At 37.0% G+C, this 26,818-nt stretch carries 24 protein-coding genes; 12 read left to right on the plus strand and 12 right to left on the minus strand.

Translation table 11 applies throughout. The features are described 5' to 3' along the window. Positions 1-109: 109 nt before the first annotated feature. From serC to I580_RS12125, 9 genes are all read left to right on the plus strand, one after another. The gene (serC, locus tag I580_RS12085) at positions 110-1,201 is read left to right on the plus strand and encodes a 3-phosphoserine/phosphohydroxythreonine transaminase (protein WP_010770348.1); all 1,092 of its coding nucleotides are present in this window, start codon (positions 110-112) and stop codon (positions 1,199-1,201) included. After that, entirely contained in the window at positions 1,202-2,389 is a 1,188-nt protein-coding gene (locus I580_RS12090; protein ID WP_010770347.1) for a phosphoglycerate dehydrogenase, read from the plus strand. Beyond that, positions 2,389-3,633, plus strand: a complete 1,245-nt coding sequence (locus tag I580_RS12095; RefSeq protein ID WP_010770346.1) for a DUF1015 domain-containing protein — start codon at positions 2,389-2,391, stop codon at positions 3,631-3,633. The genes I580_RS12090 and I580_RS12095 overlap by 1 nt, the downstream gene beginning before the upstream one ends. 233 nt (positions 3,634-3,866) lie before the next feature. Next, a complete protein-coding gene (gene proB, locus I580_RS12100) occupies positions 3,867-4,661 on the plus strand; it encodes a glutamate 5-kinase (RefSeq protein WP_010770345.1) in 795 nt (264 codons plus the stop codon). A gap of 22 nt (positions 4,662-4,683) precedes the next feature. Beyond that, complete coding sequence (locus tag I580_RS12105; protein ID WP_010770344.1) at positions 4,684-5,931, plus strand: glutamate-5-semialdehyde dehydrogenase; 1,248 nt, start codon at positions 4,684-4,686, stop codon at positions 5,929-5,931. Between the two features lie 102 nt (positions 5,932-6,033). Next, complete coding sequence (gene hisJ / locus I580_RS12110; protein ID WP_010770343.1) at positions 6,034-6,861, plus strand: histidinol-phosphatase HisJ; 828 nt, start codon at positions 6,034-6,036, stop codon at positions 6,859-6,861. 427 nt (positions 6,862-7,288) lie between these two features. Further along, a complete protein-coding gene (locus I580_RS12115) occupies positions 7,289-9,925 on the plus strand; it encodes a YfhO family protein (RefSeq protein ID WP_010770342.1) in 2,637 nt (878 codons plus the stop codon). A 368-nt stretch (positions 9,926-10,293) separates the two neighbouring features. Then, the gene (locus I580_RS12120; RefSeq protein ID WP_010770341.1) at positions 10,294-10,812 is read left to right on the plus strand and encodes an RNA polymerase sigma factor; all 519 of its coding nucleotides are present in this window, start codon (positions 10,294-10,296) and stop codon (positions 10,810-10,812) included. After that, complete coding sequence (locus I580_RS12125; RefSeq protein ID WP_010770340.1) at positions 10,805-11,938, plus strand: hypothetical protein; 1,134 nt, start codon at positions 10,805-10,807, stop codon at positions 11,936-11,938. Before I580_RS12120 ends, I580_RS12125 begins: the two co-directional genes overlap by 8 nt. Before the next feature lie 91 nt (positions 11,939-12,029). On the opposite strand, the gene rihC is transcribed toward I580_RS12125, so the two are convergent. The 7 genes from rihC to dhaK all read right to left on the minus strand — a co-directional run bounded on the left by rihC (position 12,030) and on the right by dhaK (position 19,426). After that, positions 12,030-12,953 carry a ribonucleoside hydrolase RihC gene (rihC, locus tag I580_RS12130; protein WP_010770339.1) on the minus strand — a complete coding sequence of 308 codons (924 nt, stop codon included), beginning with the start codon at positions 12,951-12,953 and terminating at the stop codon, positions 12,030-12,032. Between the two features lie 140 nt (positions 12,954-13,093). Next, positions 13,094-13,426, minus strand: a complete 333-nt coding sequence (locus I580_RS12135; protein ID WP_010770338.1) for a hypothetical protein — start codon at positions 13,424-13,426, stop codon at positions 13,094-13,096. Between the two features lie 116 nt (positions 13,427-13,542). After that, positions 13,543-16,101 (minus strand): bifunctional lysylphosphatidylglycerol flippase/synthetase MprF, encoded by a 2,559-nt coding sequence (gene mprF, locus I580_RS12140; protein WP_390621153.1) that lies wholly within the window; start codon positions 16,099-16,101, stop codon positions 13,543-13,545. 183 nt (positions 16,102-16,284) lie between these two features. Beyond that, positions 16,285-17,415 (minus strand): glycerol dehydrogenase, encoded by a 1,131-nt coding sequence (locus I580_RS12145; RefSeq protein ID WP_010770336.1) that lies wholly within the window; start codon positions 17,413-17,415, stop codon positions 16,285-16,287. A 23-nt stretch (positions 17,416-17,438) separates the two neighbouring features. Continuing rightward, positions 17,439-17,807: a dihydroxyacetone kinase phosphoryl donor subunit DhaM gene (gene dhaM / locus I580_RS12150; protein ID WP_010770335.1), complete on the minus strand. Its 369-nt coding sequence runs from the start codon at positions 17,805-17,807 to the stop codon at positions 17,439-17,441. Further along, the gene (gene dhaL / locus I580_RS12155) at positions 17,800-18,387 is read right to left on the minus strand and encodes a dihydroxyacetone kinase subunit DhaL (RefSeq protein ID WP_010770334.1); all 588 of its coding nucleotides are present in this window, start codon (positions 18,385-18,387) and stop codon (positions 17,800-17,802) included. Before dhaL ends, dhaM begins: the two co-directional genes overlap by 8 nt. A 55-nt stretch (positions 18,388-18,442) precedes the next feature. Continuing rightward, positions 18,443-19,426, minus strand: coding sequence for a dihydroxyacetone kinase subunit DhaK (dhaK, locus tag I580_RS12160; protein WP_010770333.1), 984 nt, complete (start codon positions 19,424-19,426; stop codon positions 18,443-18,445). A 334-nt stretch (positions 19,427-19,760) separates the two neighbouring features. Here dhaK and I580_RS12165 point away from each other — a divergent pair, with 334 nt between their 5' ends. Beyond that, positions 19,761-20,753: a dihydroxyacetone kinase subunit DhaK gene (locus I580_RS12165; protein WP_010770332.1), complete on the plus strand. Its 993-nt coding sequence runs from the start codon at positions 19,761-19,763 to the stop codon at positions 20,751-20,753. A 59-nt stretch (positions 20,754-20,812) separates the two neighbouring features. On the opposite strand, the gene dhaS is transcribed toward I580_RS12165, so the two are convergent. From dhaS to I580_RS12180, 3 genes are all read right to left on the minus strand, one after another. Then, positions 20,813-21,361, minus strand: a complete 549-nt coding sequence (gene dhaS / locus I580_RS12170; protein ID WP_010770331.1) for a dihydroxyacetone kinase transcriptional activator DhaS — start codon at positions 21,359-21,361, stop codon at positions 20,813-20,815. Between the two features lie 199 nt (positions 21,362-21,560). After that, entirely contained in the window at positions 21,561-23,702 is a 2,142-nt protein-coding gene (locus I580_RS12175; protein ID WP_010770330.1) for a hypothetical protein, read from the minus strand. 365 nt (positions 23,703-24,067) lie between these two features. Beyond that, on the minus strand, positions 24,068-24,646 hold the full coding sequence (locus I580_RS12180) for a TMEM175 family protein (RefSeq protein WP_010770329.1): 579 nt from the start codon (positions 24,644-24,646) through the stop codon (positions 24,068-24,070). Positions 24,647-24,810: 164 nt separating this feature from the next. Here I580_RS12180 and I580_RS12185 point away from each other — a divergent pair, with 164 nt between their 5' ends. Further along, on the plus strand, positions 24,811-25,011 hold the full coding sequence (locus I580_RS12185; RefSeq protein WP_010770328.1) for a hypothetical protein: 201 nt from the start codon (positions 24,811-24,813) through the stop codon (positions 25,009-25,011). A 135-nt stretch (positions 25,012-25,146) separates the two neighbouring features. On the opposite strand, the gene I580_RS12190 is transcribed toward I580_RS12185, so the two are convergent. After that, on the minus strand, positions 25,147-25,548 hold the full coding sequence (locus I580_RS12190) for a hypothetical protein (RefSeq protein WP_010770327.1): 402 nt from the start codon (positions 25,546-25,548) through the stop codon (positions 25,147-25,149). Between the two features lie 18 nt (positions 25,549-25,566). Beyond that, a complete protein-coding gene (locus I580_RS12195) occupies positions 25,567-26,094 on the minus strand; it encodes an HdeD family acid-resistance protein (RefSeq protein ID WP_010770326.1) in 528 nt (175 codons plus the stop codon). 394 nt (positions 26,095-26,488) lie between these two features. On the opposite strand from I580_RS12195, the gene I580_RS12200 reads away from it, so the two are divergent. After that, positions 26,489-26,818, plus strand: coding sequence for a PadR family transcriptional regulator (locus I580_RS12200; protein ID WP_010770325.1), 330 nt, complete (start codon positions 26,489-26,491; stop codon positions 26,816-26,818).

Genomic DNA, 26,818 nt, shown 5'->3' on the forward strand with positions numbered 1-26,818 from the left:
TACGAAATTTACTTTTAATCTTTTTTTAATTTAAGCTTTCTGTTATAATGGTTTTCACATTTACTATACAATAGTAGATGAATGATCATATCAAAGGAGAGATAGATGTATGAAAACTGTTTACAATTTTTCAGCTGGTCCCGCCGTTTTACCTAAAAGTGTATTGGAAAAAGCACAATCCGAATTGGTGAATTACGAGAACAGCGGCATGTCCGTGATGGAGTTGAGTCATCGTTCCTCCCTTTTTGAAACGATCATTGAAAATGCCGAAACCTTACTCAGAGAATTGATGAATATTCCTGATAACTATAAAGTGCTTTTTTTACAAGGCGGCGCTAGTATGCAATTTACGATGGTTCCGTTGAATTTAGCACAGAATAAAAAAGCCTTATACGTCAATACTGGTTCTTGGGCAAAAAAAGCCATTAGTGAAGCGAAAAAAATCAAGAATGTTGACGTTCAAGTGATTGCTTCAAGTGAAGATAAAAATTTCACGTATATTCCTGAAATCAGTAAAGAAGACATCCCGCAAGATGCAGCCTATGTCCATATTACGACGAACAACACCATTGAAGGTACGACAATTTATAACCTCCCAGACACAGGTGAGGTGCCGCTTGTCGCGGATATGTCTTCTAATATTTTATCGATTGATTATAATGTGGCTGATTTTGGCTTAATTTACGCGGGAGCACAAAAAAATATTGGCCCAGCAGGACTTACTGTCGTTATCGTTCGTGATGACTTGATCGGTCAAGCTGATGTTCTCAGTGCCATGTTAGATTACGATATCCATGCGAAAAACGGCTCAATGTACAATACACCGCCGACATACAGCATTTACATGGCAAAGCTTGTCTTTGAATGGATCAAAGAACAAGGCGGTGTCTCTCAAATGGAAAAACAAAACAAAGAAAAAGCAGCGATTTTATATGATGAAATTGACTCATCTACTCTATTTTCTTCACCAGTAAATCCAAAAGATCGCTCAATCAACAATATTCCTTTTATTACTGGACGCGATGATCTAGATAAAAAATTCAATCAAGAAGCCTTAGTAGCAGGATTCCAAAACTTAAAAGGTCATCGTTCTGTAGGCGGTATGCGTGCAAGTTTATACAATGCCTTTCCAAAAGCTGGCGTTCTCGCTTTAGTCGACTTGATGAAAAAATTCGAAGCAGAAAATGGAGGAACAAAATAGATGTACGATATTAAAACATTCAATGCTATCGCCCCAGTTGGTTTAGCACGCTTCAATGAAGAAAATTTTACGATCAACAAAACGGAAACACCTGACGGTATCATCTTACGTAGTGAAAAACTCCATGAGTATGATTTTCCTGCTTCTGTTTTAGCTGTTGCTCGTGCAGGTGCGGGGACGAATAATGTTCCAGTCAAACAATGTACAGAAAACGGCATCGTTGTGTTTAATACACCAGGTGCCAATGCGAATGCTGTAAAAGAGCTAGTAATCGCTTGCTTACTTTTATCTGTCCGCCCAATCTTAAAAGGCTCTAACTGGGTTCAAACATTAACAGGTCCTGACGCTGAAGAACAAGCTGAAGCACAGAAAAAACAGTTTGCCGGCACAGAATTAGAAGGTAAAAAATTGGGTGTGATCGGTTTAGGTGCAATCGGTGCGATGGTTGCCAATGATGCCTATCGTTTAGGAATGGAAGTGACAGGGTTTGATCCTTTTGTTTCCGTTGACACTGCTTGGAGTATCTCGCGTCGTGTCAAACGAGCACAAAGTATGGAAGAAGTTTTGAGAACCTGTGACTTCATAACTGTTCATGTTCCTTTATCTGAAAATACTCATCATTTGATTGGCAAAGAGCAATTAGCGCAAATGAAAAAAAATGCTGTTTTGCTTAACTTTGCTCGTGGTGAACTAGTCGAAACAGAAGCTGTAATCGAAGCCTTATCCCAAGAAGAAATCAGCAATTTTGTTACTGACTTTGCCGATGAACGTCTTTTGCACAATGAAAAAGTCTTAGTTCTTCCTCACTTAGGCGCATCAACTGAGGAAGCGGAAATCAATTGTGCCAAAATGGCTGCTCGTACTCTGAAAAAATTCCTAGAAACTGGGAATATCAAACGTTCTGTTAATTTCCCGACTGTGGAAATGGCCTTCAATTCGCCATTCCGTTTCACGATCATCCACAGAAATGTTCCCAATATGTTAGGTCAAATTTCAACTGGTATCGCTAATTTAGATATCAATATCGAGACAATGATCAACCGCAGTCGTGATGATTATGCCTATACGATTGTTGATATTTCTGAAACAGATGAAGCCAAAATCAATGCTGCTGCTGAGAAAATTCAAGCCGCAGAAAACATCATCCGAGTACGGACGATCAAAAATACTGAGGCGGTGAGTTATTAATGGTTATGATCCACCCTTTTAAAAGCATTCGACCAGCATCTGAGTTTAGTGACAAAATCGCGACATTACCTTATGATGTTTTAAATTCTGCAGAAGCGCGTGAACTCGGTGAAAGTAATCCTTATTCTTACCTTCACATCGATAAAGCCGAAATCGATTTACCTGAAACCCTTTCGCCTTATGACGATCAAGTTTATGCAAAAGCTGCTAGTAACTTGCAAGTTTTTTTACAAAAACAATGGTTGGTTCAAGATGAACAGCCACTCTTATATCTTTACGAATTAACAATGAATGGACGCGCCCAAACAGGTCTTGTCACGTGTACTTCAATCACTGATTACACACAAGGTAAAATCAAAAAGCATGAATTTACCCGTCCAGAAAAAGAAGTCGATCGCATTCGCCATATTGAAGCGTGTGATGCAAATACTAGCCCGATTTTCTTGACATACCGTAAAAATGAACAGATCCAAACGCTAACAGATGAATGGAAAAAATCACATGATCCAATCTATGATTTCACTAGTTTCCATGAAGTCACACACCGTGTTTGGCTTGTAGATAAACCAGAAGTGATCGAACAACTCGTGACAACATTTGCTCAAGATGTGCCCGCTTTATACATCGCAGATGGTCATCATCGTACAGAATCAGCGGTAAAAGTTGGACAAAAGAAAAAAGAGGCTCAACCTAATGCAACTGATACAGCGGAATTTAACTATTTCTTATCTGTCATTTTTCCGAAAGAAGAATTAGAAATTTTAGATTATAACCGTGTCTTGAACGTACCGATCGAAGCAGATTTCTTTGAGCATTTGGAAACGAATTTTACAGTCACAAAAACAGACACTGGAAAACCCACCCAAGCAAAAACGTTTGGCATGTATTTAGACGGGCAGTGGTTTGCTTTAACGGCTAAAGACACGATTTTATCTGATGATCCGGTGGATGGCTTAGATGTTTCTTTACTTCAAAATCATGTATTTGCAGCGATTTTCGATATTCAAGATGTCCGCACAGATAAACGAATCGATTTTGTCGGCGGCATTCGCGGCATGCAAGAATTAGAACAACTAGTGGATAGCGGTCAGTGGTCAGTCGCTTTCGCTGTTTACCCAACAACCATGGATGATTTATTAAATGTTGCGGATGCAGGTAAAATCATGCCGCCAAAATCAACTTGGTTTGAACCTAAATTATTGAGTGGATTATTTGTTCATGATTTAGAGACAAAAGACCTATAAAGCTGTAAAATAGAAGAATAAAATCTAAGCTTGGACAAAAGCCAAATTTTTGTCCAAGCTTTCTTGCAAATAAACGGAAAAGGCTAGATAATAGCCTTATCCAAAATAATCGAAAACGGCTATCTAGAAGCAGCTCTTTCGGAAATAAGCCGAAAGGACGAGTTGATGCTGCACAGTACCAACTCGGCAGAGCTAAACACTTCTATCTCAGCCTCTAATAAGTGAGGTCAACCATGCGAAAACAATTAAAAGAAGCAAAACGTATCGTCATCAAAGTTGGGACCAGTACCTTGATCTATCCCAATGGCAATATCAATTTGAGCGCCATCGATCAATTGGCATTTACCTTATCCGATTTGCGTAACCAAGACAAAGAGATCATCTTAGTGTCATCTGGCGCGATCGGTGTTGGCTTAAATAAGTTAAACATGGACAAACGACCCCCGACCATTCCAGAACAACAAGCAGTGGCTGCAGTGGGACAAGCGGAATTGATGAACATTTACAACCAACGCTTTTTAACGTACAGCCAGCAAATCGCCCAATTATTATTGACCAGAGATGTGATCGAATATCCTGAAAGCCGCCAAAACGTAACGAATACAATAGAGCAATTGCTACAAATGGGTATTATTCCCGTCATCAATGAAAATGATACTGTGGCAATCGACGAACTAGATCATCTGACAAAATTCGGTGACAATGACCAATTATCGGCAATTGTTGCTCAACTGATCCAAGCAGATGCATTGATCATGTTATCTGATATTGATGGCTTCTTTTCTGATAATCCGAATACCAATAAAGACGCCACACTGTTCTCCGAAATCAATGAAATCAACGACGAGCTTTTACAATTAGCTGGTGGCAAAGGCAGTCGCTTTGGAACTGGTGGCATGTACAGTAAATTAAAAGCGGCAGAACGTGTATTAGAGCATGATGGCGCCATGATTTTAGCAAACGGACAACAACCAAAGATCATATTTGATATTTTAAATGGTGAAATGATTGGTACGTTATTTATTTAACTCAAAAAAGGAGGAACGTTTCATGACTGATTTAATACAACTAGGCAAACAAGCAAAAGAAACAGCTTATCAACTAGGCTTGATGGACACAAAAACAAAAAATGATCTGTTACTGCATATGGCGGATGAATTAGAAAAAAATACCGCTAAAATCTTACTCGAAAATCAAAAAGATTTAGATGCAGCTAAGGAAAATGGGATTACAGATGCGATGTTGGATCGTTTGCGTTTAACAGATGAACGAATTAAAGAAATGGCGGACGGTATTCGCCAAGTGGCTACTCTCCCTGATCCAATCGGAGAAGTCGATAAAATGTGGAAAAATGAAGATGGCTTGATGATCGGCAAACAACGTGTGCCCCTAGGCGTGATCGGCATCATCTATGAATCCCGTCCAAATGTGACGACAGATGCGGCAAGTCTTTGTTTTAAAACAGGGAATGCTGTGATTTTACGTGGCGGAAAAGAAGCCTTCCATTCAAATAAAATCCTTGTATCAGTTTTACAACAAGCATTGAAACAAAAAGGTGCTTCTCCTTTGGCAATCCAGTTTGTCGATGACACTTCTCGGGAAACAGCACAAAAATTGATGAAATTAAATGATTATCTAGACGTTTTGATTCCTCGTGGCGGCGCTAACTTGATCAAAGCAGTCTTAACAACTGCAACTGTTCCAGTGATCGAAACGGGAACTGGTAATTGTCATGTGTATATCGATAAAGACGCTCAATTAGAGATGGCAACAAATATCATCGTCAATGCTAAATGCCAACGTCCTTCTGTTTGTAACTCAGCAGAAACATTATTGATCCATCAAGAAGTAGCAGCAGATTTCCTACCCGTTATCGAAAAAGCCCTGAATGAATATAATGTGGAATTACGAGCGGATGAACGAGCACTAGCGCTTTTTGAGCAGTCAATTCCAGCCACTGAAGAAGACTGGGAAACTGAGTTTAACGACTATATTTTAGCCGTTAAAGTGGTTGATTCTTTAGAAGAAGCCATCCAACATATCAATCGCTATAACACCAAACATTCTGAAAGTATCATTAGTGATAATTATTTTGCTACGCAACAATTTTTACAACAAGTTGACGCAGCAGCGGTTTACGCCAATGCTTCTACACGTTTTACGGATGGTTTTGTTTTTGGCTTTGGAGCTGAAATCGGGATCAGTACGCAAAAATTACATGCACGTGGGCCGATGGGCTTAGCGGAACTTACTTCTACAAAATATATTGTTTATGGTGATGGACAGTATCGGAAGTAAAAAACACTTGGAGCAAAAAACTGATTTGAATAAAAATGCTTCTGTTCCCTTTTCTATTCAAATTTCAGATTTCGAATCGTTTTTAAACAAGGAGGCTCTCTCATGAAACGCGATGGTCACACCCACACAGAATTTTGTCCACATGGAAAAGTTGAGGACACAGAGTTACTGATTCAGCGTGCAATCAGCCTTGGCTTTAAAGAATACAGCATCACAGAACACGCACCTTTGCCTACAGGGATCGAAAAACTTGCTGCAGGAGATTCTGTAGTGTGGACAACTGCATCGATGGCATTGAATGATGTGGATAACTATTTCAAAAGGATGAATGAACTACGGAAAAAGTATGCTTCTGACATTATTATTCACATTGGATTTGAATTGGATTACTTTTCAGCATTTGAAGGATGGACTCGTGATTTTTTAGCTGAATACGGACCACAAACAGACGATGGAATTTTATCTGTTCATTTTCTTGAAGGAAAAGATGGATTACATGGAATCGACTACTCTTTTGAAGAATATAAGAGTGGCGTTGTTGACTATTTAGGTAGCTTTGAAAAAGCTCAAAATCGTTACTATCAAACGGTTTTAGCTTCTTTAGAAGCGAATTTAGGACCTTTCAAACCAATCCGTTTAGGCCACATTTCTTTGTGTCAAAAATTTGAACAGCTCTTTGATGAAGCAACAGATTACTCTCCTGAGAATACAGCACTTGTACACACCCTATTAACACGTATACAACAGGAAAAATATAGCTTAGATTTAAACACAGCTGGATTTTATAAACAGGGTTATCAACAGAGTTATCCACAAGTGTGGATAACTAAAAAAGCCCTTGAATTAGGTATCCCGTTAGTTTATGGATCTGATACCCACTCATTGACTGATATTGGACAAGGATATGAAAAAATCCAGAAATACCTTTAAATAAGAGCAAGCGTTGTGAAATATTATCCACAACGCTTGCTCTGTTCAATTAATTCAACATCTCATAATAGGGTCTTTTCACACCTCTGTGGATAAAATATGGCATACTTTATTGATGATACCTCTTAGCCAAACAAGATCTCTAAAGTTCAACAGATACATTGCATCTTTTATATCTGTATACGATAAGACTATATAAGCAACATCAATATTTCGATTCTTGTACTCTTCCTAAATAATGATTGATTTATACTATTTATTTTATAGATGTATTTTTTTACTAACTCAAAAATGAGGCAGTAACATTCTTACTCATTTCCCTTATAGAAACCTTTCGGTTTTCTTTAATTTTTTCTTTCTGACAATCAATTTTTCAATGGATATGCTAAACTATATATATTCTATTTATTACGTTGCGAGGTTGATTATGAAGAAAAAAATTCAGGCATTTATCAAAGAAAACTGGCCTTACATGACCGCCAGCTTTTTCATTCCTTTTTTTATAATGGTCATTATTTATTTAAGTATCGGTATTTATCCTGGTAGTAGTCGAAGTGTGATGGCGAGTGACTCTTTTTCGCAGTTTTCCAACTTTCATGCTAGTTTCAATAATGTGCTGCATGGTAAACAAAGTATTTTTTATACTTGGAATGCGTCATTGGGGTTAAATTATCTTTCATTGATTTCCTATTATCTTGGTGGGCTTTTTACGCCACTTGTCATTTTCTTTAAAAACCAAAATATTCCTGATGCTCTGTATTTGATTACCTTGCTGAAAATCGGTTCTGCTGGTTTAGCTTTTTGGGTGTTTGCTAGAAATACCTATAAGATACCAAAATGGGGCCATGTCATGCTTAGTGTTCCATATGCTTTGATGTCATTTGCTACAGCTCATTCAGAAATCATTATGTGGTTAGACGCGTTTACGTACCTGCCGTTGGTTATTCTAGGGATTCATCGTCTGATGGATGAACGAAAACCAACACTCTTATTTGTAAGTTATCTGCTGTTATTTATCTCGAATTTTTACATGGGCTTTATGATCGGTGTCTTCTCTTTCCTATACTTTATCGCCCGAATGTTGACGAACTGGAAAGCGTATAAAAAACGAATTCTGCCTTATGGGATCACCTCTCTTTTAGCAGGTGGTGCTTCAATGATTTTAGTATTACCAGCGGTCCTTGATCTAAGAGCAAATGGTGAAACCTTGTCTCAAGTGACTCAATTTAAAACGGAAGCTACTGCTTTTTGGGATATCGTGATGAAAAATATGATTGGTGTGTATGATACAACCAAATATGGCTCAATACCGTTTATCTATGTTGGACTACTTCCGTTGATTTTCTGTGTCTTTTACTTTGTCACGAGGGAAATTCCACGGAAAAATAAGTTATTATTTGGTAGCCTATTTATCATTTTGATCGCTAGTTTTTATATTACACCACTAAACCTATTTTGGCATGGTATGCATGCGCCAAATATGTTCTTGTTCCGCTATAGTTTCTTATTTTCTTTCTTAGTAGTTTTATTAGCTGGCTACGGTTTTGAGAAATTTAAAACGGATGATTTAGGTGCGTTGGCAAGTTCAACGATTGTGTTGATTGCTATTTTTGCTTTAGCTGAAGGAACAAAAAATGCCACAAGTTACAACTATATTCCGATTTCAGCCTTTATTATCACAGCTTTATTTTTACTCTTGTATCTGGCTAGTATCGTCTTTTATCAACTAAAAAAAATACCGATGAACTATCTGATTATACTATTGGTATTACTTGTTTCAACAGAAGCACTTATCAATACAAATTCAATGTTAAAAGGGATTTTAGAGGATTGGAATTATGCTTCTCGCAGTCTCTACTCAGAACCCTATCCATCCATTAAAAAACTAGTGGATAAAACGAAAAAGGAAAATGATGAATTCTATCGTTTGGAGAACTTAAATCCTGTTTCTTCTAATGATAGTATCAATTATGGTTATAGCGGTGTCAGCTTGTTTTCTTCTATCAGAAATCGTCATTCCTCTTCTTATTTAAATGACTTAGGTTTCCGCTCTAGAGGAACTGGTTTGAACATTCGCTATCCAAACAATACCTTGTTGATGGACTCTCTTGTTGGCATCAAATACAATATTTCAGAAAGCGATCCATTGAAATTCGGCTTTTTCCCAACGGATAAAGCAGGTAAATTTTCACTATACGAAAATAGCAATGCCTTGCCTTTGGGCTTTTTAGCTGATAATGATATTTATAACGTCAAACAACCAATTAATGATAATTTAAGCAGTCAAACTGAATTATTCAATGCATTAGCTAGTCAAAAAGAAGATTATTTCAAATTTTATCAACCAACACTTATTGATAAAAAGAATGTCAAAATCGAACAAAATGCTAGTTCTGTGACCTATAAGGAACTGCAAAATAATGTCGCTAAAGACCTGACTTGGACAGTCGATGTACCTGCAAACACGCAAGCGTATCTTAGTTTGTTCCCAACCGATTTTGGACAATTAGAAAGTTCAACTGCCACAATATCTGTAAATGGGACGAGTCAAAAATCTCAAATCAATATTACTGGTCAATATTATAATATCGGCTACTATGATAAACCGACTAGCGTTACGTTTACAGTTAGTTTCTATGGAACAACGGCTGTCAGCTTTATGGAGCCAAAAGTAGTTGGTATGGATACAAAAGCCTTCGAACGTTCCGTTCAGGCAATTCAAGCTAAAGGCGCTGATTTATCAGCTAAAGGACGGAAAGCAGTGGGAACCGTGACTGCTGACAAAGATCAAGTTCTCTTAACAACCATTCCTTATGACAAAGGATGGAAAGCCTATGTAGACGGGAAAAAAGTACCCGTTCAATCATTTAAGAAAACATTTATCAGCATTCCTGTAACACAAGGTGAACATACAATTGAATTTGTCTATCTGCCAGAAGGCTTTGTACCGGGCGTGATTTTGTTTATTGTTTGTATTGGCGGATTTGTTGTTTATGTACGATTCACGAATAAACCAAAACTGGCATTAGTAAAACCAACTAAACGTAAACGCAGAAAACGTTAATCGATCTTATACGAAACTTGCTTTCCCGTGATAGCTCTTCAGATAACATAATACTTGAGAATCAAAGAGTAAATGAAGCGCAAGCATAGTAACTAACCCGCTAGAGAAATCAGATTCTCTGGCGGGTTTTCGTAATCTGACGATCCATATACTTGAGGTGGGAACAGAAGTATTTAATCCCGAGAAAGTAAGAATGGACTGCTTCTGCTATTACTCCACCTGAGTGGGATATGACTCGAAGAGTGATGTCTCACTCACTTTTTTATAGTACTTATTGTAAATCTCTATAGAATAAATAAAAATGAATTCCAATGAAACCTTTTTGACAAAATCAGAGTCTAATAGCTATCAAGGGGAAGGAGAAGTTTATGGAAAAGAAGGAACAAATACGTTTGGTTAAAAAAGCAAAAAATGGCGACGCGCAAGCGTTTGTAACACTTTGTGAAGCCTATCAAGTGGTGTTGTACAATTCTGCTTATAAGTTACTTTTAAACAATGAAGATGTTGCAGATTGTCTACAAGAAACTGAAATTCGTGCTTGGCAAAAAATTACGAATATCAAAAATGAAGCAGCGTTTAATTCTTGGATTTTTAGAATTATGATCAATATCTCTAAGGACATCTTGGAAAAAAGAGTTGAAACGGTTGAATTTGAGGAAAGTTATATGCGTACAAAAGAGAGCGAGAACGAGCGGTCATACTTAGAAGAAGAATTTAATCAATTACCCGATAGATATAAAATCCCTATCATTTTACATTATTACGCAGGTTTTAACATTAATGAGATTTCTGAACAGCTGAATCTGTCTAAAAATACAGTTAAAACAAGACTTGCACGTGGTAGAGGAAAATTGAAAATATTATTGGAGGGAGAAGAAAATGGCTAAAAAAAATAATGACATCATTAAACAAGAAAAGGAAATTCCAAAAGAAGTCATGGCAAAATTAGTTCAGAGTCGAGAAAACATTTTAAACGATCAAATTAAGCAAGAAAAAAAGAAATTCCAAATCAAATATAAGAAACAGATGGGCATCACCTTAGCTATAGCCGCAGCACTTATTTTAATTGCCATGATCAACCCACAAATAAATACAGCCATCAAAAATGCTTTTGGCATTAGCCAAGATTCCGGTGTTGCGGTAGTAGAAAATAACGGGATACAAAATGAACTCCATTTAACGAGCACAGACAAAGGTCGAGAGATTACATTGACAAAATTTATATCAACAAAGAAAAAATTTGCCTTTGATTATCAATTTAAATTGGATGACGAAAAACTAAAAGAGCTACTAAAAAAACAACGTTCTCCTGATCGACTATTCACTAAAAATGCAACAAATGCTCAAGATATTCAACTTGGTCTTTTTGTTAATGATAGCGATGAAGACCTATTTAGCGGTGTTACATCTCAATCTACTTTTCGCACAGAAGGAGATACTTTTTACGGTTCTGTTGTAGCCACTTTTAACCAGGAAAAAATTCCTGAAGATGCTAAATTGACCCTCCACATTTACAAACTATTGTGGCAAGATGCTGAGGAACTTGATCAAGCTTTTGCCGAAGCTTCTAAAACTGGTAGTCCTTTTGGTGTTGATAATGCTTTAGAATATGAGGGAGATTGGCGTTTTGATATTGAGTACAAACCATTGACCCAAACGGCAGATACACAAATTAGTAACGCGAAGAACATCACTGATATCAAAGCAATCAGTGATCCGTTACAAACAACCATTCAATTTATTGCACCTCTGCAAGAGTTTAATTCTCCTGAAAATCTTCTTAGCCCAGAGGTTGCTTTATACAAAGATGGTGTACAAGCTGAAGATCAACTATTTACACAAATATATAATTTAGAAACTGGAGAAATCGAAGTCTCAATTAATCTAAGTTCATTAGATAAAACATCGATATATAAAGTCCAAGTCAATAAAGTGGACTACTCTTCTGGTGAAGTAATGGAGGAAATTGGCTTTTTCGAGCTACAAAATAAAGAATCCCGTTCCCCTAAATAAAAAAGAGCCCGAAACAAAACTAAAAATCAGTTTTGTTTCGGACTTTAAATCTGAATAAACAGCGAGAAAAAAAGCATCTCGTTTATACTTATCACTCACACTTCTGGATTGCTTCTAAAAACCACTCTCTAAACTGTTCCTCATCAATGTCCACACAAACTCGGCAATTAGTTGCATTACCCAAGTAGCCATCTAAATCAACCAAAGTAGCTCCCGCCGTTAGCATACCTTGTGTTTCAACCGCCACATAAGCCTCTTTCACTTCAAACATTTCAGGCTCTAACAAATACGCAATTGCGCAACCATCGTACATCTTCAAGCCAGTATCTGAGTTGCCACCACGATAGTAGTGAAACAACTGCGAAATCATGTCTCCAGTTTTGTTCATTTTTTGGATCTGATCTCTTACTTCTGGTAAGACTAACGCTTTTTCTCCAACATCTAAACTTACCATCGTTAACGGAATTTTACTTTCAAATACGATTTTTGCCGCTTCTGGATCTGCAGCAATATTAAATTCCGATAATACACCGTAATTCCCTCTACCCAAAGAACCGCCCATAATCACAAGTTCTTCGATTCTTTCCACACATTCTGGATAGATTCTCAGTAAAAGCGCAATATTTGTCAATGGACCGATCCCAACAATCGTAGTTTTTCCCTTAGACTCCATCAATACCTTGTACATCTCGATTACCGCATGATTTTTCGTTAATAACTCATACTTAGACTTGGGAAATTCATAGCCATCCATTCCTGTACTTCCGTGAATATCACTTGCATTGATTGCTTCACGAAGCAATGGGCGGTCAGAGCCAATCGCAACTGGCACTCCTTTGTTCCAAAAAGCTAACAGTTTTAAAAGATTTTTTGTTACTTTATCCACACTGACATTGCCTGCCACTGTTGTAAACAACCTGATGTCCAACCTTTCATCAAATAATGCAGCAGCAATTGCAACAGCGTCATCGATTCCAGGATCTGTATCGATGATGATTTTTCTTGGTTTCTTCACTTGATTATTCCTTCCTTTTAAACTTTAGCTACAAAAAAAGCACACTCTCCCATGCTGATTTCACCTCACTAAAGCTACCCCTTTTTGATATAAAAAACGGGAAACAGAAAAGGTGTCTGTCTTCCCGCCTTCTTCTATTTTTAATAATCTAATTGCTTCAAATGTAGTAAGAATGAGTCTTTTGTCAAACTCTTGATTGCATATAAGCGCTCAATTTGCTTGCGGATTTTTTTATCCTCTTTTGTAACAGGGTCAAAAACATCTAGCAACTTGCTGATTCCATATTCTACTAGCATACCAATTCCGCCGCTACCAACGGCAAAACCTAATGTATCCGTATCATTTAATTGTCCCTTTTTGATTTCTGCGATATTTTGACTAAAATCACCTTCAACGATGATTTCATCTGTCTTCTTCTCTAACTCTGTTGCTAATTCAGCTTTTGTTCTTACAATTACGCGTTCAAATCCCATCCCGTAAACCTCCTTTTTTAATTATTATACGCTATTCCTATTTTTTTACTAGTAGAACTTGGGAATGAAAAAAGAAGCTAAAACCATGTACTGATTTTAACTTCTACTGTTTTAGTTTATCCTCCAGTCATTACCTCTTCTACCAAAGAAACGGCTTTGCCTTTTCCTCGCTCCACCAATAATGCTAGTTGGATAAAAGCAAACAAGACATTACTTTGCTTAGAGTATGCAAAATACCTAGACTCCCAGTTAGTTACATATTGTTCCTTTTCTTTGCGTGTATCTTTGAATCCATACACCTGATCGCCATATTTATAAAAAATATTGATAAAACGCTCATTTAAAAACGAGTATTTCGTTTCGCCAACATTCGATAGCGGAGCAGTACCTAGATCGATGGTTTGATACACTCGTTGTTGATACTCCGCAATAAAATGAGTCAACAAGAAATCCGTAACATGTTCTGGCGCCGTTTCTGTATACCGTAATAAATCATAAGATATCTCACGATTTTTCACAATTGGCTTAGCAGTAATAAAACCAATCACTTCATGACGTTCATTTCGCATAATACCAATGTCACTTAACCGTAAATACTCTTTATCAAAACGGCCGCAAACAAAATTCCGTTCTCGAGCACTTCCTAACCATTCCTCTGATACATGAGCTAACGCTTGAAAAAGCTCGTCTGAAACAGGTTCGTGATACATCATAAACGTATACCCTAAATTACTTAAATGCTTTAACTCCATACTGTTTGTTGCTAAAGAAATCGGTGCCGAATCAATACGAGCAAAATCGACAATTCCTTCTTCGCCAACTTTCATAAAATTAAATCCTAAATCATGCAAGATCATTGTATATGCTTCACTAACTCGGTAAAACGCCGCTTGATACCCAAGTAAGTCTGCCCCATCCATAAAAGCTAATGTGGCTTGGGCCCATTTTTCTGGATTGCCGATCGGATCAGCTAAAACAAAACATTTATTGCCCTTGATCTGATAAGCAAATAGGACTTCATCTTCATTTTGTTCCCGATAATAATAATAAGAGTAATTTTTTAAATACAGCAGATGACTCCCTTGTGTTCCACCATATTTATCGATCAGCGCTGTTAAACGCTCTTCCTGATAAGACTCACCTAAACTTTTTGTCGTATCGGCTAAGTATTGATACAGCGTAATCAAGCCGATCATCGAAATACCCAGCCCAATCAAACCAGAAAACCAAACATCATCGGATGGGAAAAGTAAAAACGTGTGCGGCAGCGGCCCTATTTTATCTGGATGTGAACTATAATATCCTGCAACTGCATAAATAATAAATAAGAAACTAAACAAAACCCCATCCACTACCAGTGCCCCCCAAGAATAAACAAATTTTTCTCGGTAAAACTCTTTTCTTGCTAAAAAAACAGCGGACAGAATCACTAAATAAACTACAATCAACTGCCATGAAGCCGTTCTAGAAATCGTATTGGCAATCCCAAAAATCAATAATCCAATCGTGGGCCAATACGCTTTTTTTACTTTCATCGAAATTCCTCGAGCTAATCCTAACAATAAAAAGCCGATCAACATATTGAATGTTTGGTCTAAAAAATCAAAAGAAAACGGCAAGAGAAATTTAAATAATCGACTCACATTCGATAGATTAGTAATCGTTGAAAGTAAAACCATCATGGTTCCTGCAAAATAAAGAGCGGCAACTAAAATAAAATGAGCCACTTTTTGCGAAAATATCTGTGGTAAATTATCCAAAAATCGATTGATCTTAATCCCAGTTTGATGAATAAATAGAAAAATACCCGTAATAAAAGGCAATACATAATAAAACAACCGATAATAAATCAACCAAACAACTGCTGTAGACTGCCCTACCCCCAGCTGAGATAACCCTAAAATCATCAACACATCAAAGGTTCCCATGCCACCTGGCACCATTGTCAGCATGCCGATCAAAGTCGCGATCACAAACATCGGATAAACCGATATCAACGACACATCCACTTTCATCAATGCTCCAACACTTAAAAAGACAAACATCGCACCTAACCATTGGCCAAGCGAAGCACCAAACAGAAGATAAATACCTTTCGGGAAAAAATCTTTGAACAAAGTATATTTTTTTAATTGCGTAAACAACAATAATGCTGGCGCAATCAAACTTCCTGCAAATAACCAAAGCCAATACTCTCGAAATAAACTATCTGGTCGAATAAAAAAGACATCAATAAATGCAATAAACGATAAAATCGATAGTCCAGATATCATAAATAAAGCGACTTTAGAAACCGTGGCGACAACTTTTTTACGCGGCGCATCTTTGCCATAGAAATTAGCCCTTAACGTCGCCCCCACTACACCGCCGAAGCCCGCAAGGTTATTGATCGTATTTGTGACCCAAGCAGAAACAAACCACTCCCAACGATTCATTTTAGGTTTCCCTTGGTCCTCCAGCACTTTTACTACTACTAAATCATATAAAAGCATCGGCAAGACACCGATAAAGCCTGCTAAAACCATTCCAATTATACGAAAGCGGTTCTGTTGCCCCATGGTATGAAAGACATCCTGCCAAGTCATTCCTTGAACAATATGGGTTACTTGATTTGCGACAAAAATTAAAACTGAACCTAGAAAAATCAATTTTAATAATAGACTGTGCTCTTTCATCCAATGAATTAGTTGGTTTAGTTTATTTTTCACCTGCTCACCACCTTTGTATTTTTTAAAAAGTTTTCTTTTATATGTTATCTTATAACAGGTTATTTTTCCAGTTTCGCTCTTAAAATTACAAAAAAACAGTTGTTAAGCTTCTATTTACTAGCCTAACAACTGCTTTCACAAACTGACTATCTACTTATGACTCTTATACTCTTTTCCAATCTGATCCGCCACAATAATCGCTGCTTTTACTTGATCCACTGTAATTGGGAACGGCATTGAATGAATCGATTCTTCTGGTATACATGATTTTTCAGCTACTTCTGTTAGCTCAGCATCCGAAATTTCTTTTACTCCTAAGTCGGCTAAACAAACCGGCAATCCAATCGATAAAGCAAAATCTAATACTTCATACAATTCAGATTTTGGCGCATTTTCTAAAACCAACTGACAAATCGTGCTGAATGCCACTTTTTCGCCATGTGTGGCACCATGGGCATCATGTAAAACGGTCAAACCATCATGGATCGCATGAATGGCAGCGAGTCCCGCACTTTCAAAGCCTAGACCTGAAAGTAAAATATTGGCTTCAATGATATTTTCCAAAGCAGGAGTTACCACATTATTATCTGAAGCTTCTTTGGCTTTCAATCCATCTTCCAAGATTGTTTCATAACATAATTTTGCTAATGCTAAAGCAGTATTCGTCCCTTTAGCAGGAGGACAAACGCCTTCACGGGCGCCACAAGGTAACCCAGCATTGACATTCGAGTAGGAATTATGTGTTGCTCTAGCCTCAAAATAAGTGGATAAGGCATCACCCATGCCAGAAACTAAGAAACGTGTTGGCGCATTTGCAATAACTACCGTATCGATCAAAACGACACTCGGACTTTGTACAAAGTAAGCATAATCATCAAACTGACCGTCTTCTGTATAAAGAACTGCTGAATGACTCGTTGGCGCATCTGTTGCAACGATCGTCGGTACAATGATCAAGTTATGCCCTTCTGCTACACATTTGGCTGTATCGATTGCTTTTCCACCACCAAGGCCGATGACACAATCACAATCATTCTCTTCAGCAACTTTTTGCAGACGAGCGACTTCTACTCGTGACGCTTCTCCATGGAAATTACTTTCGACAAATGAAATATTAAATTTTTCAGCGGTTTTATCTAGTTTATCTTTCACTCGGCTGACGTCATCTGCATGGGCAATCAATAATGCTTTTTTCCCAAAGGTTGTCACAAAATAGCCTAAATTCAATAACTCATCTTCACCTTGAACGTATTTCGTTGGACTAATAAACGCTTTTCTCATGTTTGCAAACTCCTATTCTCATCTTATTTTATTTTTAAAGGCGCTAACTGCTCCTTTATGGCATCGATCGGTGTATCTACTTGTAACAATGCTGCCGCTGTATAAGCGCTTTCTACTAAGGCCGTATCAAACAACAACACTTCTTTTTCCGTCATATCAATGGCCATTTCTAAATTCATTTTGGCACTACCTAAATCATAAAAAGCAAATAATGTTTCAGCAGAATTTTTTTCAAAGGCGTCCATGATTTTTTCAAATGACGTTCCGACTTCTCCTTGATCTAATCCTGCTGCAACAGTGATTGGCACATCTTTTGCCACTTCTTTGATCAAACGATCGACTCCTTCGCCGATTTCTTTGACATGTGACACAATGACTACACCATTACGCATCGAACACACCTGCTTCCATTAATGATTGAAAGAAATACATACTAGACATTGCACCTGGATCAACATGACCGATAGAACGTTCGCCTACATAAGAAGCACGTCCTTTGGTTGCTGTAATCTCTTTCGTCGCTTCTACCGCCGATTCTAATGTAGCATCTGTTAACGTACCATTTTTGATTGCTACGATCGCCGGTGCCCATTCATCAAGCATCGTTTTTTCACCTGGCTGACTGTTCCCACGTTTTTCGATTCCTGCTAACCCAGCTTCTAAAATTGGTAGTGCATCAGATGTTGTTGCAGAAGCTTTTGCCATTTCCATCATCGCTGTTCCATAAAGCGGACCTGAAGCGCCGCCCACTTTGCTGATCAACGCCATTGCAGTCAATTTGAAAATATCTTGTACCGTCTCTGGCTCTTTACTCTGTAAAATTTCACTTACAGCCTCCATTCCTCGAGCCATATTATTGCCATGATCACCATCACCGATCGGTGTATCCAGTTCACTTAAATAGTCTTTGTTTTTATCAATTTTTTCTTTGAACAATTGTAGTGATTTTTTTAAATTATCTACAGTAAACATTTAAATTCCTCCATTTCTGAAAATATGCTGTTCAACGCTAAATCTATATCGGCTTTTACCAAGCAATAGTATCAACCTCTTCGCACAACGCTTCTACCCAATCATCTTCTATTTTCAACAAGGTCACAGAAAGCCCCTCCATTTCTAAAGAGGTCATATAATTACCAACTTTTGAAAACGAAACTGTTACGCCCTCAGTATCTAGTAAATGCATTGCATCATTATAAAAAATATACTGTTCCATCAACGGTGTTCCACCTAACCCATTGACCAAAATGGCGAACTTGTCCCCTTTTTTCCATTGAAATGCAGCTGCTAGTTTTGAAATCAATTCTTCTGCCATTTCCTTAGATGGTTTGATTTTTTCGCGTTTATAACCGGGTTCACCGTGGATACCAACGCCAAATTCAATCTCATCATCTGCTAACACAAACCCAGGCTTCCCAACTTCTGGTACCGTGGCACCTGTTAAAGCAACCCCAATGGTTTTTAAATTATTCACAACACGCTCTCCTAATGAAACCAATTCCTCTACAGATGCGCCATTTCGTGCTGCTGCACCCAAAATTTTATGAACTAAAACCGTACCTGCTACGCCACGTTTTCCTTGAGTATAAGTACTATCTTCAACTGCAATATCATCATCTACGATAACTGTGCCAACTTTGATATCTTCCATTTCTGCCAAATCTTTTGCCATGTCAAAATTCATAATATCGCCAGAATAGTTTTTTACGACCATCACAACGCCCTGTCCTTGATCAATAGCTTTGATTCCTTCAAAAATCTGATCAGGCGTAGGAGATGTAAAAACTTGTCCACAAACTGCAGCCTGCAACATCCCTGAGCCGACAAATCCAGCATGGGCAGGTTCATGACCGCTGCCGCCTCCACTGATCAAAGCAACTTGTTTGCCAATTTCTTTTTGCTTTAAAACAAATGTTTCTGGAACTTGTTCTATTGTTTCATGATGAGCTCGGACAAATCCTTGTACCATTTCTGGAACGACATTTTGCGCTTGATTGATAATTTTTTTCATGATATTCCCTCCTGTTTTTCTGTCAAGACTGGATAAGCTTGTTGCTCTTTTGCTTTATCTAGCTTCACAAGCTAATCTCCCGGAAAAAAGATAAAATCTGAGTGAGGCAAAAAGCACCTCAATCATATTTTCCTATTTTTCTGTCGAGACTGAGCGAGCTTGTTCAGCTTTCACTTTTTGTATACGTTTACAATACTCGCATATGGAAAATGTTGCAACGGACAAACAACAAAATGTGTCCGCTTTCATTTTTATTCCACCTAAAGATTGTAGTTTTCAGATAGAATACAGCGTATAATAGAAACAGATATTATTGAAAGGGAGCGAAGGCTCAATGAAGCAATTGATTAATTCCCGCGGACAGATTCGCCAACAACTACTAGCAGGACTTACCTATACATATAATGATACCTTGACTTGGCAAGAAAAGACTGGAATCGTCACTAAAAAAACGATTTCCAAAGATAAAGTAGTTTTAATCAGTGGTGGTGGCTGTGGACATGAACCGGCTCATGTTGGCTATATCGGTGAGAATATGCTGGATTGTGCGGTTATGGGCGCTATTTTTGAACCACCTGCCAGCTCAGAAATTCTTCAAGCGATCGAACAGACATACAACGGGCAAGGTACTTTACTGATCATCAAGAATTTTGAAAAAGATTTAGCCAGTTTTTTAGAGGCTGAACGTCTAGCTAAAGCAAAGGGACTAACGGTTTCTCATGTCATTGTAGATGACGATTGTTCAATTGAAAGTGGCACATTCGAAAAAAGACGACGTGGAGTTGCTGGAACTGTTTTTGTGCACAAAATTCTTGGTGCAGCAGCCGCTGAGGGTAACTCTCTAGATGAGCTAAAAACATTAGGTGAACAGGTAATCCCTCTGATCAAAACATTAGGTGTTGCTTTTTCACCCGCTTCTCCTATTGGTGTCATTCCCCAACAATATGAATTAGCAGAAAATGAAATGTACTTCGGTATTGGTATTCACGGAGAACCTGGCTACCGTATTGAAACAATGCAATCCTCTGAACGAATCGCAGTTGAGCTTGTAAACAAATTAAAGCAGCAATATGAAAGGAAAGAATTGAGAAAAGCAGCTGTCTTAGTAAATGGTTTAGGTGGAATCCCTTTACTTGAACTTAGTGTTTTTATGAACGATGTCCAACAATTATTGGATATTGAAGATATTGACGTCGTTTATAAACGAATGGGCAATTTTTTAACTGCTTATAATACAAATGGTCTTTCTTTAACTTTATTGACAATCAAAGAGGATAAATGGTTGGATTATTTAAGGATCCCAACTGATGCCTTTGGCTGGAAATAAAAAACGATACATCAAAAAGACAATGAACAACAGTGTAGATACCACTTACACGCCGTTGTTCATTGTCTTTCTTCAAATCCCATTAAAAAGGCAATTTTCATTTGCTCAGCAAATCGATGCGAATCAATCTTGCAGCCATCAATGATCCATTTTGTCGTTAATGAAACAAATGCGTTCGCATAAAATTCTTCCAGAAATAAGCGATCTCCCTCTTCAAGCCCCTCATCTGTTTGCTTTTTAACCACTAAAACTTGATGAATCAATACTTTTAAATGTTGCGTATAATATTCTTGAAACGAGTTTTGTCCCTCAAAAGTCAGAATCCTTCGATAAAAAACCTGATTTTCCTCAAAGTAGACAAATAAGTTCTCCACGATAAATTGCCAACCCTCATAAGCTAAATTATCTTCAATTTTTTCAATTGCCTCTTGTCGAAAAATCCAGTCGGCTAAATCATATTTATCTTGAAAATAATCATAAAACGTCTGGCGGCGCATGTTACTTTCCTTCATGATTTTTGCGATCGTGACTTTTTCAAAACCGATCTCAGCAACAAGCTTTTTAAATACCTTCGCAATTTTCTTTTTCGTAATCAATGATCCTGTCATCTGCATACACCTTTAGTTTCTTTAGTCCTTTTATTGTACCAGTTAATCGATATTTAGAAAATCAATGTTTCTAAATTCAACTAAATGGCGAGAGAAACAAAGTGAGTGGGACATAACTCTTCGAGTCATATCCCACTCACGTGGCATTCTGATAAACGGTGGGAGCAGAAGCAATCCCTTCTGTCTCAACCTCCTTAATTTATTGTTGTCCATTTTGTCGTGCAAGATACGTCTCCAGATACTCACTCAACAGCTTATACCCTTCCATCTTCTGTTCTACTTCTTTCGGGCAATAAATCCACTTACCCATGACTTTTCGCTTCTTAGAAAGCATAGTTACTTCCTCCAAAAAGTCATTCAAATCAACGATCAAGTGCTCTACGCTTAATTCATTTCCTAATAAAATATCTTTCTTTTCCCGTTCATACACTGATGCCCATAAATAGGGTAGCACTTCAATTTTGCGAATATTAGCGTAAAAGTCAGCTTTTGGCATCATCCCTTTATGACCCATTCCTCGTCCTGGTTGGAAAAACGAATGGATATCCCACTCCAGTTTTTTCAATCTCCGCAAAGATGGTCCTTGGGGATCTTGGTCATCGTTACTGTCTTGCCCGTAGCCTTCTTTTAATGCCCAAGAGCTTCTTGTTTCGATTGCTTGAGGATGTTTTTCGGAAACCCGGTCCAGCATTTCTTCGATTGCCAAAGTAACTGTTGGTCTTTCTTCTTCCATGGTCGTAACTGACTTCATTGGTCTATTTGCTTGTAAAAAGCTTTCCTTTGTCGGAAAATTTCTCTCTTCTTTTACTGTTGTAGTTGCTTGTGGCGCTTTAGATATAGTTGGTGGCGCTACGGGTCCGATCACCGAACCGTTTGATCTTGTCACAGGTGTTTGCTGTATGGTTGCGGTCTTCTCTTTTTTAACTGTAGAAACCACTTCATTTTTGCGTATTTTTTGTTCTAGTTCAGCAATTTTTTGATGTGCTTTGATCAATTGGACATCGACTTTACCAACCGTTTGAGTTAATTTCTTGATCTCTGTTGCATTTGACTTTAATTGCTCCTGATCCTTTTGATGCTGTTCCGCTAATTTTTTTGCCGAATCACTTTTAGTCAGTTTAACTGTAGGAATTTTTTTCTTTTCTTTTTTGACCGCTGTCAACTCCGTTTCAACTGTAGCCAATTTTGCTGTCAACTGATTGATGACTTGGTTTAGCTTGATTGTTTCAGATGTAGTTTCTTGTAATTGCCCATGATCCTTTTCAATTCTTGCCAAAGCTTCAGCATCTGGTTTCTCATTTAAAACCGTTGATTCTACTGTAGTTAATTTCTCATTGATCTGCTGTAGTTGGTGAGCAATGGTCGTGACTTCTTCACTAGTCGTCGCTAATTTATCTGCTAACTTATTTTGTTCAACAGTTGTTTTCTTCGCTACAGAAAAATTCAGCTTTGGTCGTTTCTCTTGTTTGTTTTCTTCCATAGTCTTATTTAGTTTTATAACTTCCTGATCAGAGCGATCCATTCTTTGTGCCAACAAATTGATTCTTTGGACTGCTTCGTCTAAACGCATATCCATTGTCGGTCCTGATACTTCTCCCGAACCAAATGTTATCTTGAATCTTGGTGGTACTTTAGGTTTTGGAATTTGGGCTAGTCGATCATTTACTTGTGTTTTAAACGCTATAAATTCTTCAGTTAATTGCGTTATTTTTTCATATGCCTTACTTAATTGTTTCGCATTTTCAGATTCCAATGCTTCTTTTGCAGCAACTTTACTTTGTACTACTTTAACCACAGGAGGCGTTCGTTTATCTTTAACTGATTGAACTTCTTTATAGATATCATTTAAATTTTCACTAAATTGGTTCATCATCTCTGTTAGTAGTAGCACTTCACTATTTGTTTCCTGTAACCCTTTTACCATTTCCATAGGTATTTCTTCAGAAAAATTAGACATATGCTCTAATGGCATCTCTGGTACTTCTAGACTGCTGATCCAAATACGTAGATCACTGATTTGTAACTTGCTGAGTGGATGTGCTAATGCCAAAAGTAACGTCACATAGACTGCTTTTTGTGTCACTCGTACATAAAGATTTTTTGCAACACAATCTTCAAATTCGTGATTAAATTGCTCTGGAAGATCGGCTAAGAGAGCTTCGAATTGTTCTGGCTGCTCATAATCAGATGATACCTCAAATTTTCTTATCAGATAGACAGAATACTGACTCAATACATCGTCCGAATAGAGCTCTTCTCCTAAACGCGTCGCTTCAATTTCTTTTCTTAAAAAGACTTTTTTATTCTCTGTTGTATTCTTTGTAAGATTCAACTTTTCCATATGTAGTAACGGCCCCTTTTACTTGTATCTTACCTTTTATTTACAAACACCTTTTTATACTTAATGAGATTGGAACCAGTTTATTTGGCTTTAAGTAACACCAAGTTATTGATGCTCCGGTTCCCTCTACCCCTTTTTTTGCAATTCTATGTTTATTACGTTCTTTTTTAAACAATCATTTTCAATTCTACCCTAAAAACAACCTGAGTTGTTTTCATAAAATGTTCTAATATCGTAAAAAAATGAGAATAACAACAAAAAAACATTCTTATTAAACATTTATATACAAAAAAGGATAAACCAATACGTAAAATCAGTATCGTTTTATCCTTTTAATTTAATATATAGAAAATGCTCGCCAATTATTATTCTTTGTATTGCTTTTCAATTCGTCTATCTGGGATGATCCACATAATCAAAATACCAATATTTACAATCAATACAAAATAAGGATGGAGTAGCCAACCTAATGCCAAACCTAAAATATTCAAAAAAATAGACACATAAGATTTATTATAGCGTTGAAATAGATCACTCAATGTGGAATCACTACCATTCACTCGAATCAACTCTCGAGTCAACACTAAATATGATGTATTCGCTAATAGAGTCATTATGCCATACGTCAGCTGTGGGATCAAACTATCTATAAAATCACCTACCCAGGCAGTAGCAAAGGGAACTAGTGTTAATGTAAAAATGAAAAAATTATTTGCCCATAGCACACGTCCATCGATTTTACGAACTAGCTGAAACATATGGTGATGATTGTTCCAGTAGATTGCTAGCATCACAAAACTTACTACATAAATGAATAGCTTCCGTCCAACTCCGGCTAAACCGGTTAAAGTATCCGTTACTGGCTGATGTAATTCTAAAACCAGAATGGTCATAACAATTGCGATAACGGCATCTGTAAAAGCCTCTAGTCTTGATTTTGACATGATTTCATCTCCTCTTTTTTATTCTACGTGCTTTTTAAGTAATTGCAATGAATATGACCCGTCTCAAGGTGGAGAGAAAATCAGCCTAAAGATGGATTCAAAGAAGAGAGATTCTTGCTATACTTTATTCATAGAGAACGAGAGAAAAAATGGAGGTTTTAACAATGAGACAACGATCAATGGTGATGAATATATTAATGGTAATCGGTTTATTTTTTGTAGGAAGTATTATTTTGAGTATCGCGCTTAGCATTTTAGGTGGATTATTATGGTTTGCTATCAAGATCATGATTCCTGTGGCGATTGCCGTTTGGTTAGTGCGTATGATTTCAGGTTCATCAAACAACCGTCGGAGATATTACTAAACATTAATGTTCATTCAACAAGTGACCTTTTCTCCACTATTTATTCAGATTTTAAGAGGCTAGGACAAAAACCATGAGGGCTATTGCTCTCATGGTTTTTGTCCTAGCCTCTACTCATTTTATAAAAATCAATCATTAACCTAACTTTTCTGTTTTTTTAACGATTTTTTTAATTTCATGAATTGCCTTTTTTTGTTCTAAATAACTTTTCACTTTATTTTCATCACCATCAATTTTGCCCAAAGTGGCTTCTAATTTATCGATTTCGGTATTGATTTGATAAACAAGTGAATCTTCTTTATCGATCCAAGTTTCTGTAGCTTCAATTGCTTTGTCATGTGCTTTTTGTTCTTCTTTTTCTATTTTATTTTCTTTACGGATAATTGATTTTACTTCATGCAATGCTTTTTCTTGTTCAAAAAAATGTTTGATTTTACTATCTGTGTCTTCCATCTTTCCAAGAGTCACATCTAGCTTATCCATTTCTTTCCCGATTTTTTCTACTAATTTTGCTTCTTTTTCTGCATAATTTGTCATAACTTATTCCTCCTTGTCCTATCTAAATGCGTAAACAATATGTGTGATACCAAAAAGCATAAAATAAAAACCAACTAGAAAACTTAATGTTAGTGCAGAAGATAAAGGATTCATCAATAACATGATTCCTAAAATGATCCCTAAAACATCCACGACTAACGTAAACCAAAAGTACCCTGTACTAACTGATTTTGCCAAATCTAAAGCAAACAATCCAAAAACAGAGTCTAAGATAAACCAAATTGCAAATATAAATGGTAATGCCGCAACGCCGATATTTAAATTGAATAAGAAATACACACCGATAATAATATCGATCACACCTAAAATAATTGGTGCATATGCTTTGTACCCTGTTAATTCTTTCATTCTATTACGAGCAAAAATTTCAAAAATTCCTTTCAAAATCGCAAATATAGCAAAAACCATCACAATTGCAATCAAGTTTCCAGCTGGATCTTGAAAAGATAGTAACGCTGTTAACACAAATAGAATTCCCAGAATCAGGGATCCCCAATCTATACCTTTTCTGCTTGTTTCATTCATAATATCCCACTTCTTCCTGTTTTATTTCTCTTTACAATTTTATGGTACTCCTAAAAAATAAACGGGTCAAAACAAAAGGTCTAAATAATAACAATCGTCATTTATTTCACATAAATTACCAAAAAACAGTGATTTTCTATCGAAAACGGTAAACAAATGACTTCAAGTATATATGAAAAAGAAAAAATAGCAGAATTTTTTTAGTAACCCTTTTAACTATGACTCTCTGTCGACAACATTCAACCACTAAGCGTTCATAATCATTAAAGCAGGTAATACTTTTTCCCCATCCTATGACAATGAGCTATACCAAAAGACCGCTACATTGCTTTACAACATAGTTATTTTTTAGTATATTGTATTACAAGATACTGATGTCAAAGGAGGAACTTAGTTGGACACTACCCAGATGTTAAAAGGTTTGCTTGAAGGTTGTATCTTAAAAATTATTCAAAAAAAGACTGTTTACGGATACGAGATGATTACACTCTTATCAGAATATGGGTTGAACATGGTCAGTGAAGGTAGTATCTATCCCATCTTACTCAAACTCCAAAAACAACAATTGATCTCAGGTGAAATGCGGCCATCTTCTGAAGGACCACAGAGAAAATACTATTCTTTAACACCAACTGGAGAAATTTATTTACAGCAATTCGAAAAGCAATGGGCATTGATCTCTTCAGGTGTTAACAACATTATGAAAAAAGAAAACGAGGGCTGA

Source organism: Enterococcus caccae ATCC BAA-1240, from assembly GCF_000407145.1.
Taxonomy (GTDB): domain Bacteria; phylum Bacillota; class Bacilli; order Lactobacillales; family Enterococcaceae; genus Enterococcus_L; species Enterococcus_L caccae.

Bases quoted from the DNA above. Each gene is read 5' to 3' on its own strand.
- serC (WP_010770348.1), top strand. From the start codon at position 110: ATGAAAACTGTTTACAATTTTTCAGCTGGTCCCGCCGTTTTACCTAAA.
- I580_RS12090 (WP_010770347.1), top strand. From the start codon at position 1,202: ATGTACGATATTAAAACATTCAATGCTATCGCCCCAGTTGGTTTAGCA.
- I580_RS12095 (WP_010770346.1), top strand. From the start codon at position 2,389: ATGGTTATGATCCACCCTTTTAAAAGCATTCGACCAGCATCTGAGTTT.
- proB (WP_010770345.1), top strand. From the start codon at position 3,867: ATGCGAAAACAATTAAAAGAAGCAAAACGTATCGTCATCAAAGTTGGG.
- I580_RS12105 (WP_010770344.1), top strand. From the start codon at position 4,684: ATGACTGATTTAATACAACTAGGCAAACAAGCAAAAGAAACAGCTTAT.
- hisJ (WP_010770343.1), top strand. From the start codon at position 6,034: ATGAAACGCGATGGTCACACCCACACAGAATTTTGTCCACATGGAAAA.
- I580_RS12115 (WP_010770342.1), top strand. From the start codon at position 7,289: ATGAAGAAAAAAATTCAGGCATTTATCAAAGAAAACTGGCCTTACATG.
- I580_RS12120 (WP_010770341.1), top strand. From the start codon at position 10,294: ATGGAAAAGAAGGAACAAATACGTTTGGTTAAAAAAGCAAAAAATGGC.
- I580_RS12125 (WP_010770340.1), top strand. From the start codon at position 10,805: ATGGCTAAAAAAAATAATGACATCATTAAACAAGAAAAGGAAATTCCA.
- I580_RS12135 (WP_010770338.1), bottom strand. From the start codon at position 13,426: ATGGGATTTGAACGCGTAATTGTAAGAACAAAAGCTGAATTAGCAACA.
- mprF (WP_390621153.1), bottom strand. From the start codon at position 16,101: ATGAAAGAGCACAGTCTATTATTAAAATTGATTTTTCTAGGTTCAGTT.
- I580_RS12145 (WP_010770336.1), bottom strand. From the start codon at position 17,415: ATGAGAAAAGCGTTTATTAGTCCAACGAAATACGTTCAAGGTGAAGAT.
- dhaM (WP_010770335.1), bottom strand. From the start codon at position 17,807: ATGCGTAATGGTGTAGTCATTGTGTCACATGTCAAAGAAATCGGCGAA.
- dhaL (WP_010770334.1), bottom strand. From the start codon at position 18,387: ATGTTTACTGTAGATAATTTAAAAAAATCACTACAATTGTTCAAAGAA.
- dhaK (WP_010770333.1), bottom strand. From the start codon at position 19,426: ATGAAAAAAATTATCAATCAAGCGCAAAATGTCGTTCCAGAAATGGTA.
- I580_RS12165 (WP_010770332.1), top strand. From the start codon at position 19,761: ATGAAGCAATTGATTAATTCCCGCGGACAGATTCGCCAACAACTACTA.
- dhaS (WP_010770331.1), bottom strand. From the start codon at position 21,361: ATGACAGGATCATTGATTACGAAAAAGAAAATTGCGAAGGTATTTAAA.
- I580_RS12175 (WP_010770330.1), bottom strand. From the start codon at position 23,702: ATGGAAAAGTTGAATCTTACAAAGAATACAACAGAGAATAAAAAAGTC.
- I580_RS12180 (WP_010770329.1), bottom strand. From the start codon at position 24,646: ATGTCAAAATCAAGACTAGAGGCTTTTACAGATGCCGTTATCGCAATT.
- I580_RS12185 (WP_010770328.1), top strand. From the start codon at position 24,811: ATGAGACAACGATCAATGGTGATGAATATATTAATGGTAATCGGTTTA.
- I580_RS12190 (WP_010770327.1), bottom strand. From the start codon at position 25,548: ATGACAAATTATGCAGAAAAAGAAGCAAAATTAGTAGAAAAAATCGGG.
- I580_RS12195 (WP_010770326.1), bottom strand. From the start codon at position 26,094: ATGAATGAAACAAGCAGAAAAGGTATAGATTGGGGATCCCTGATTCTG.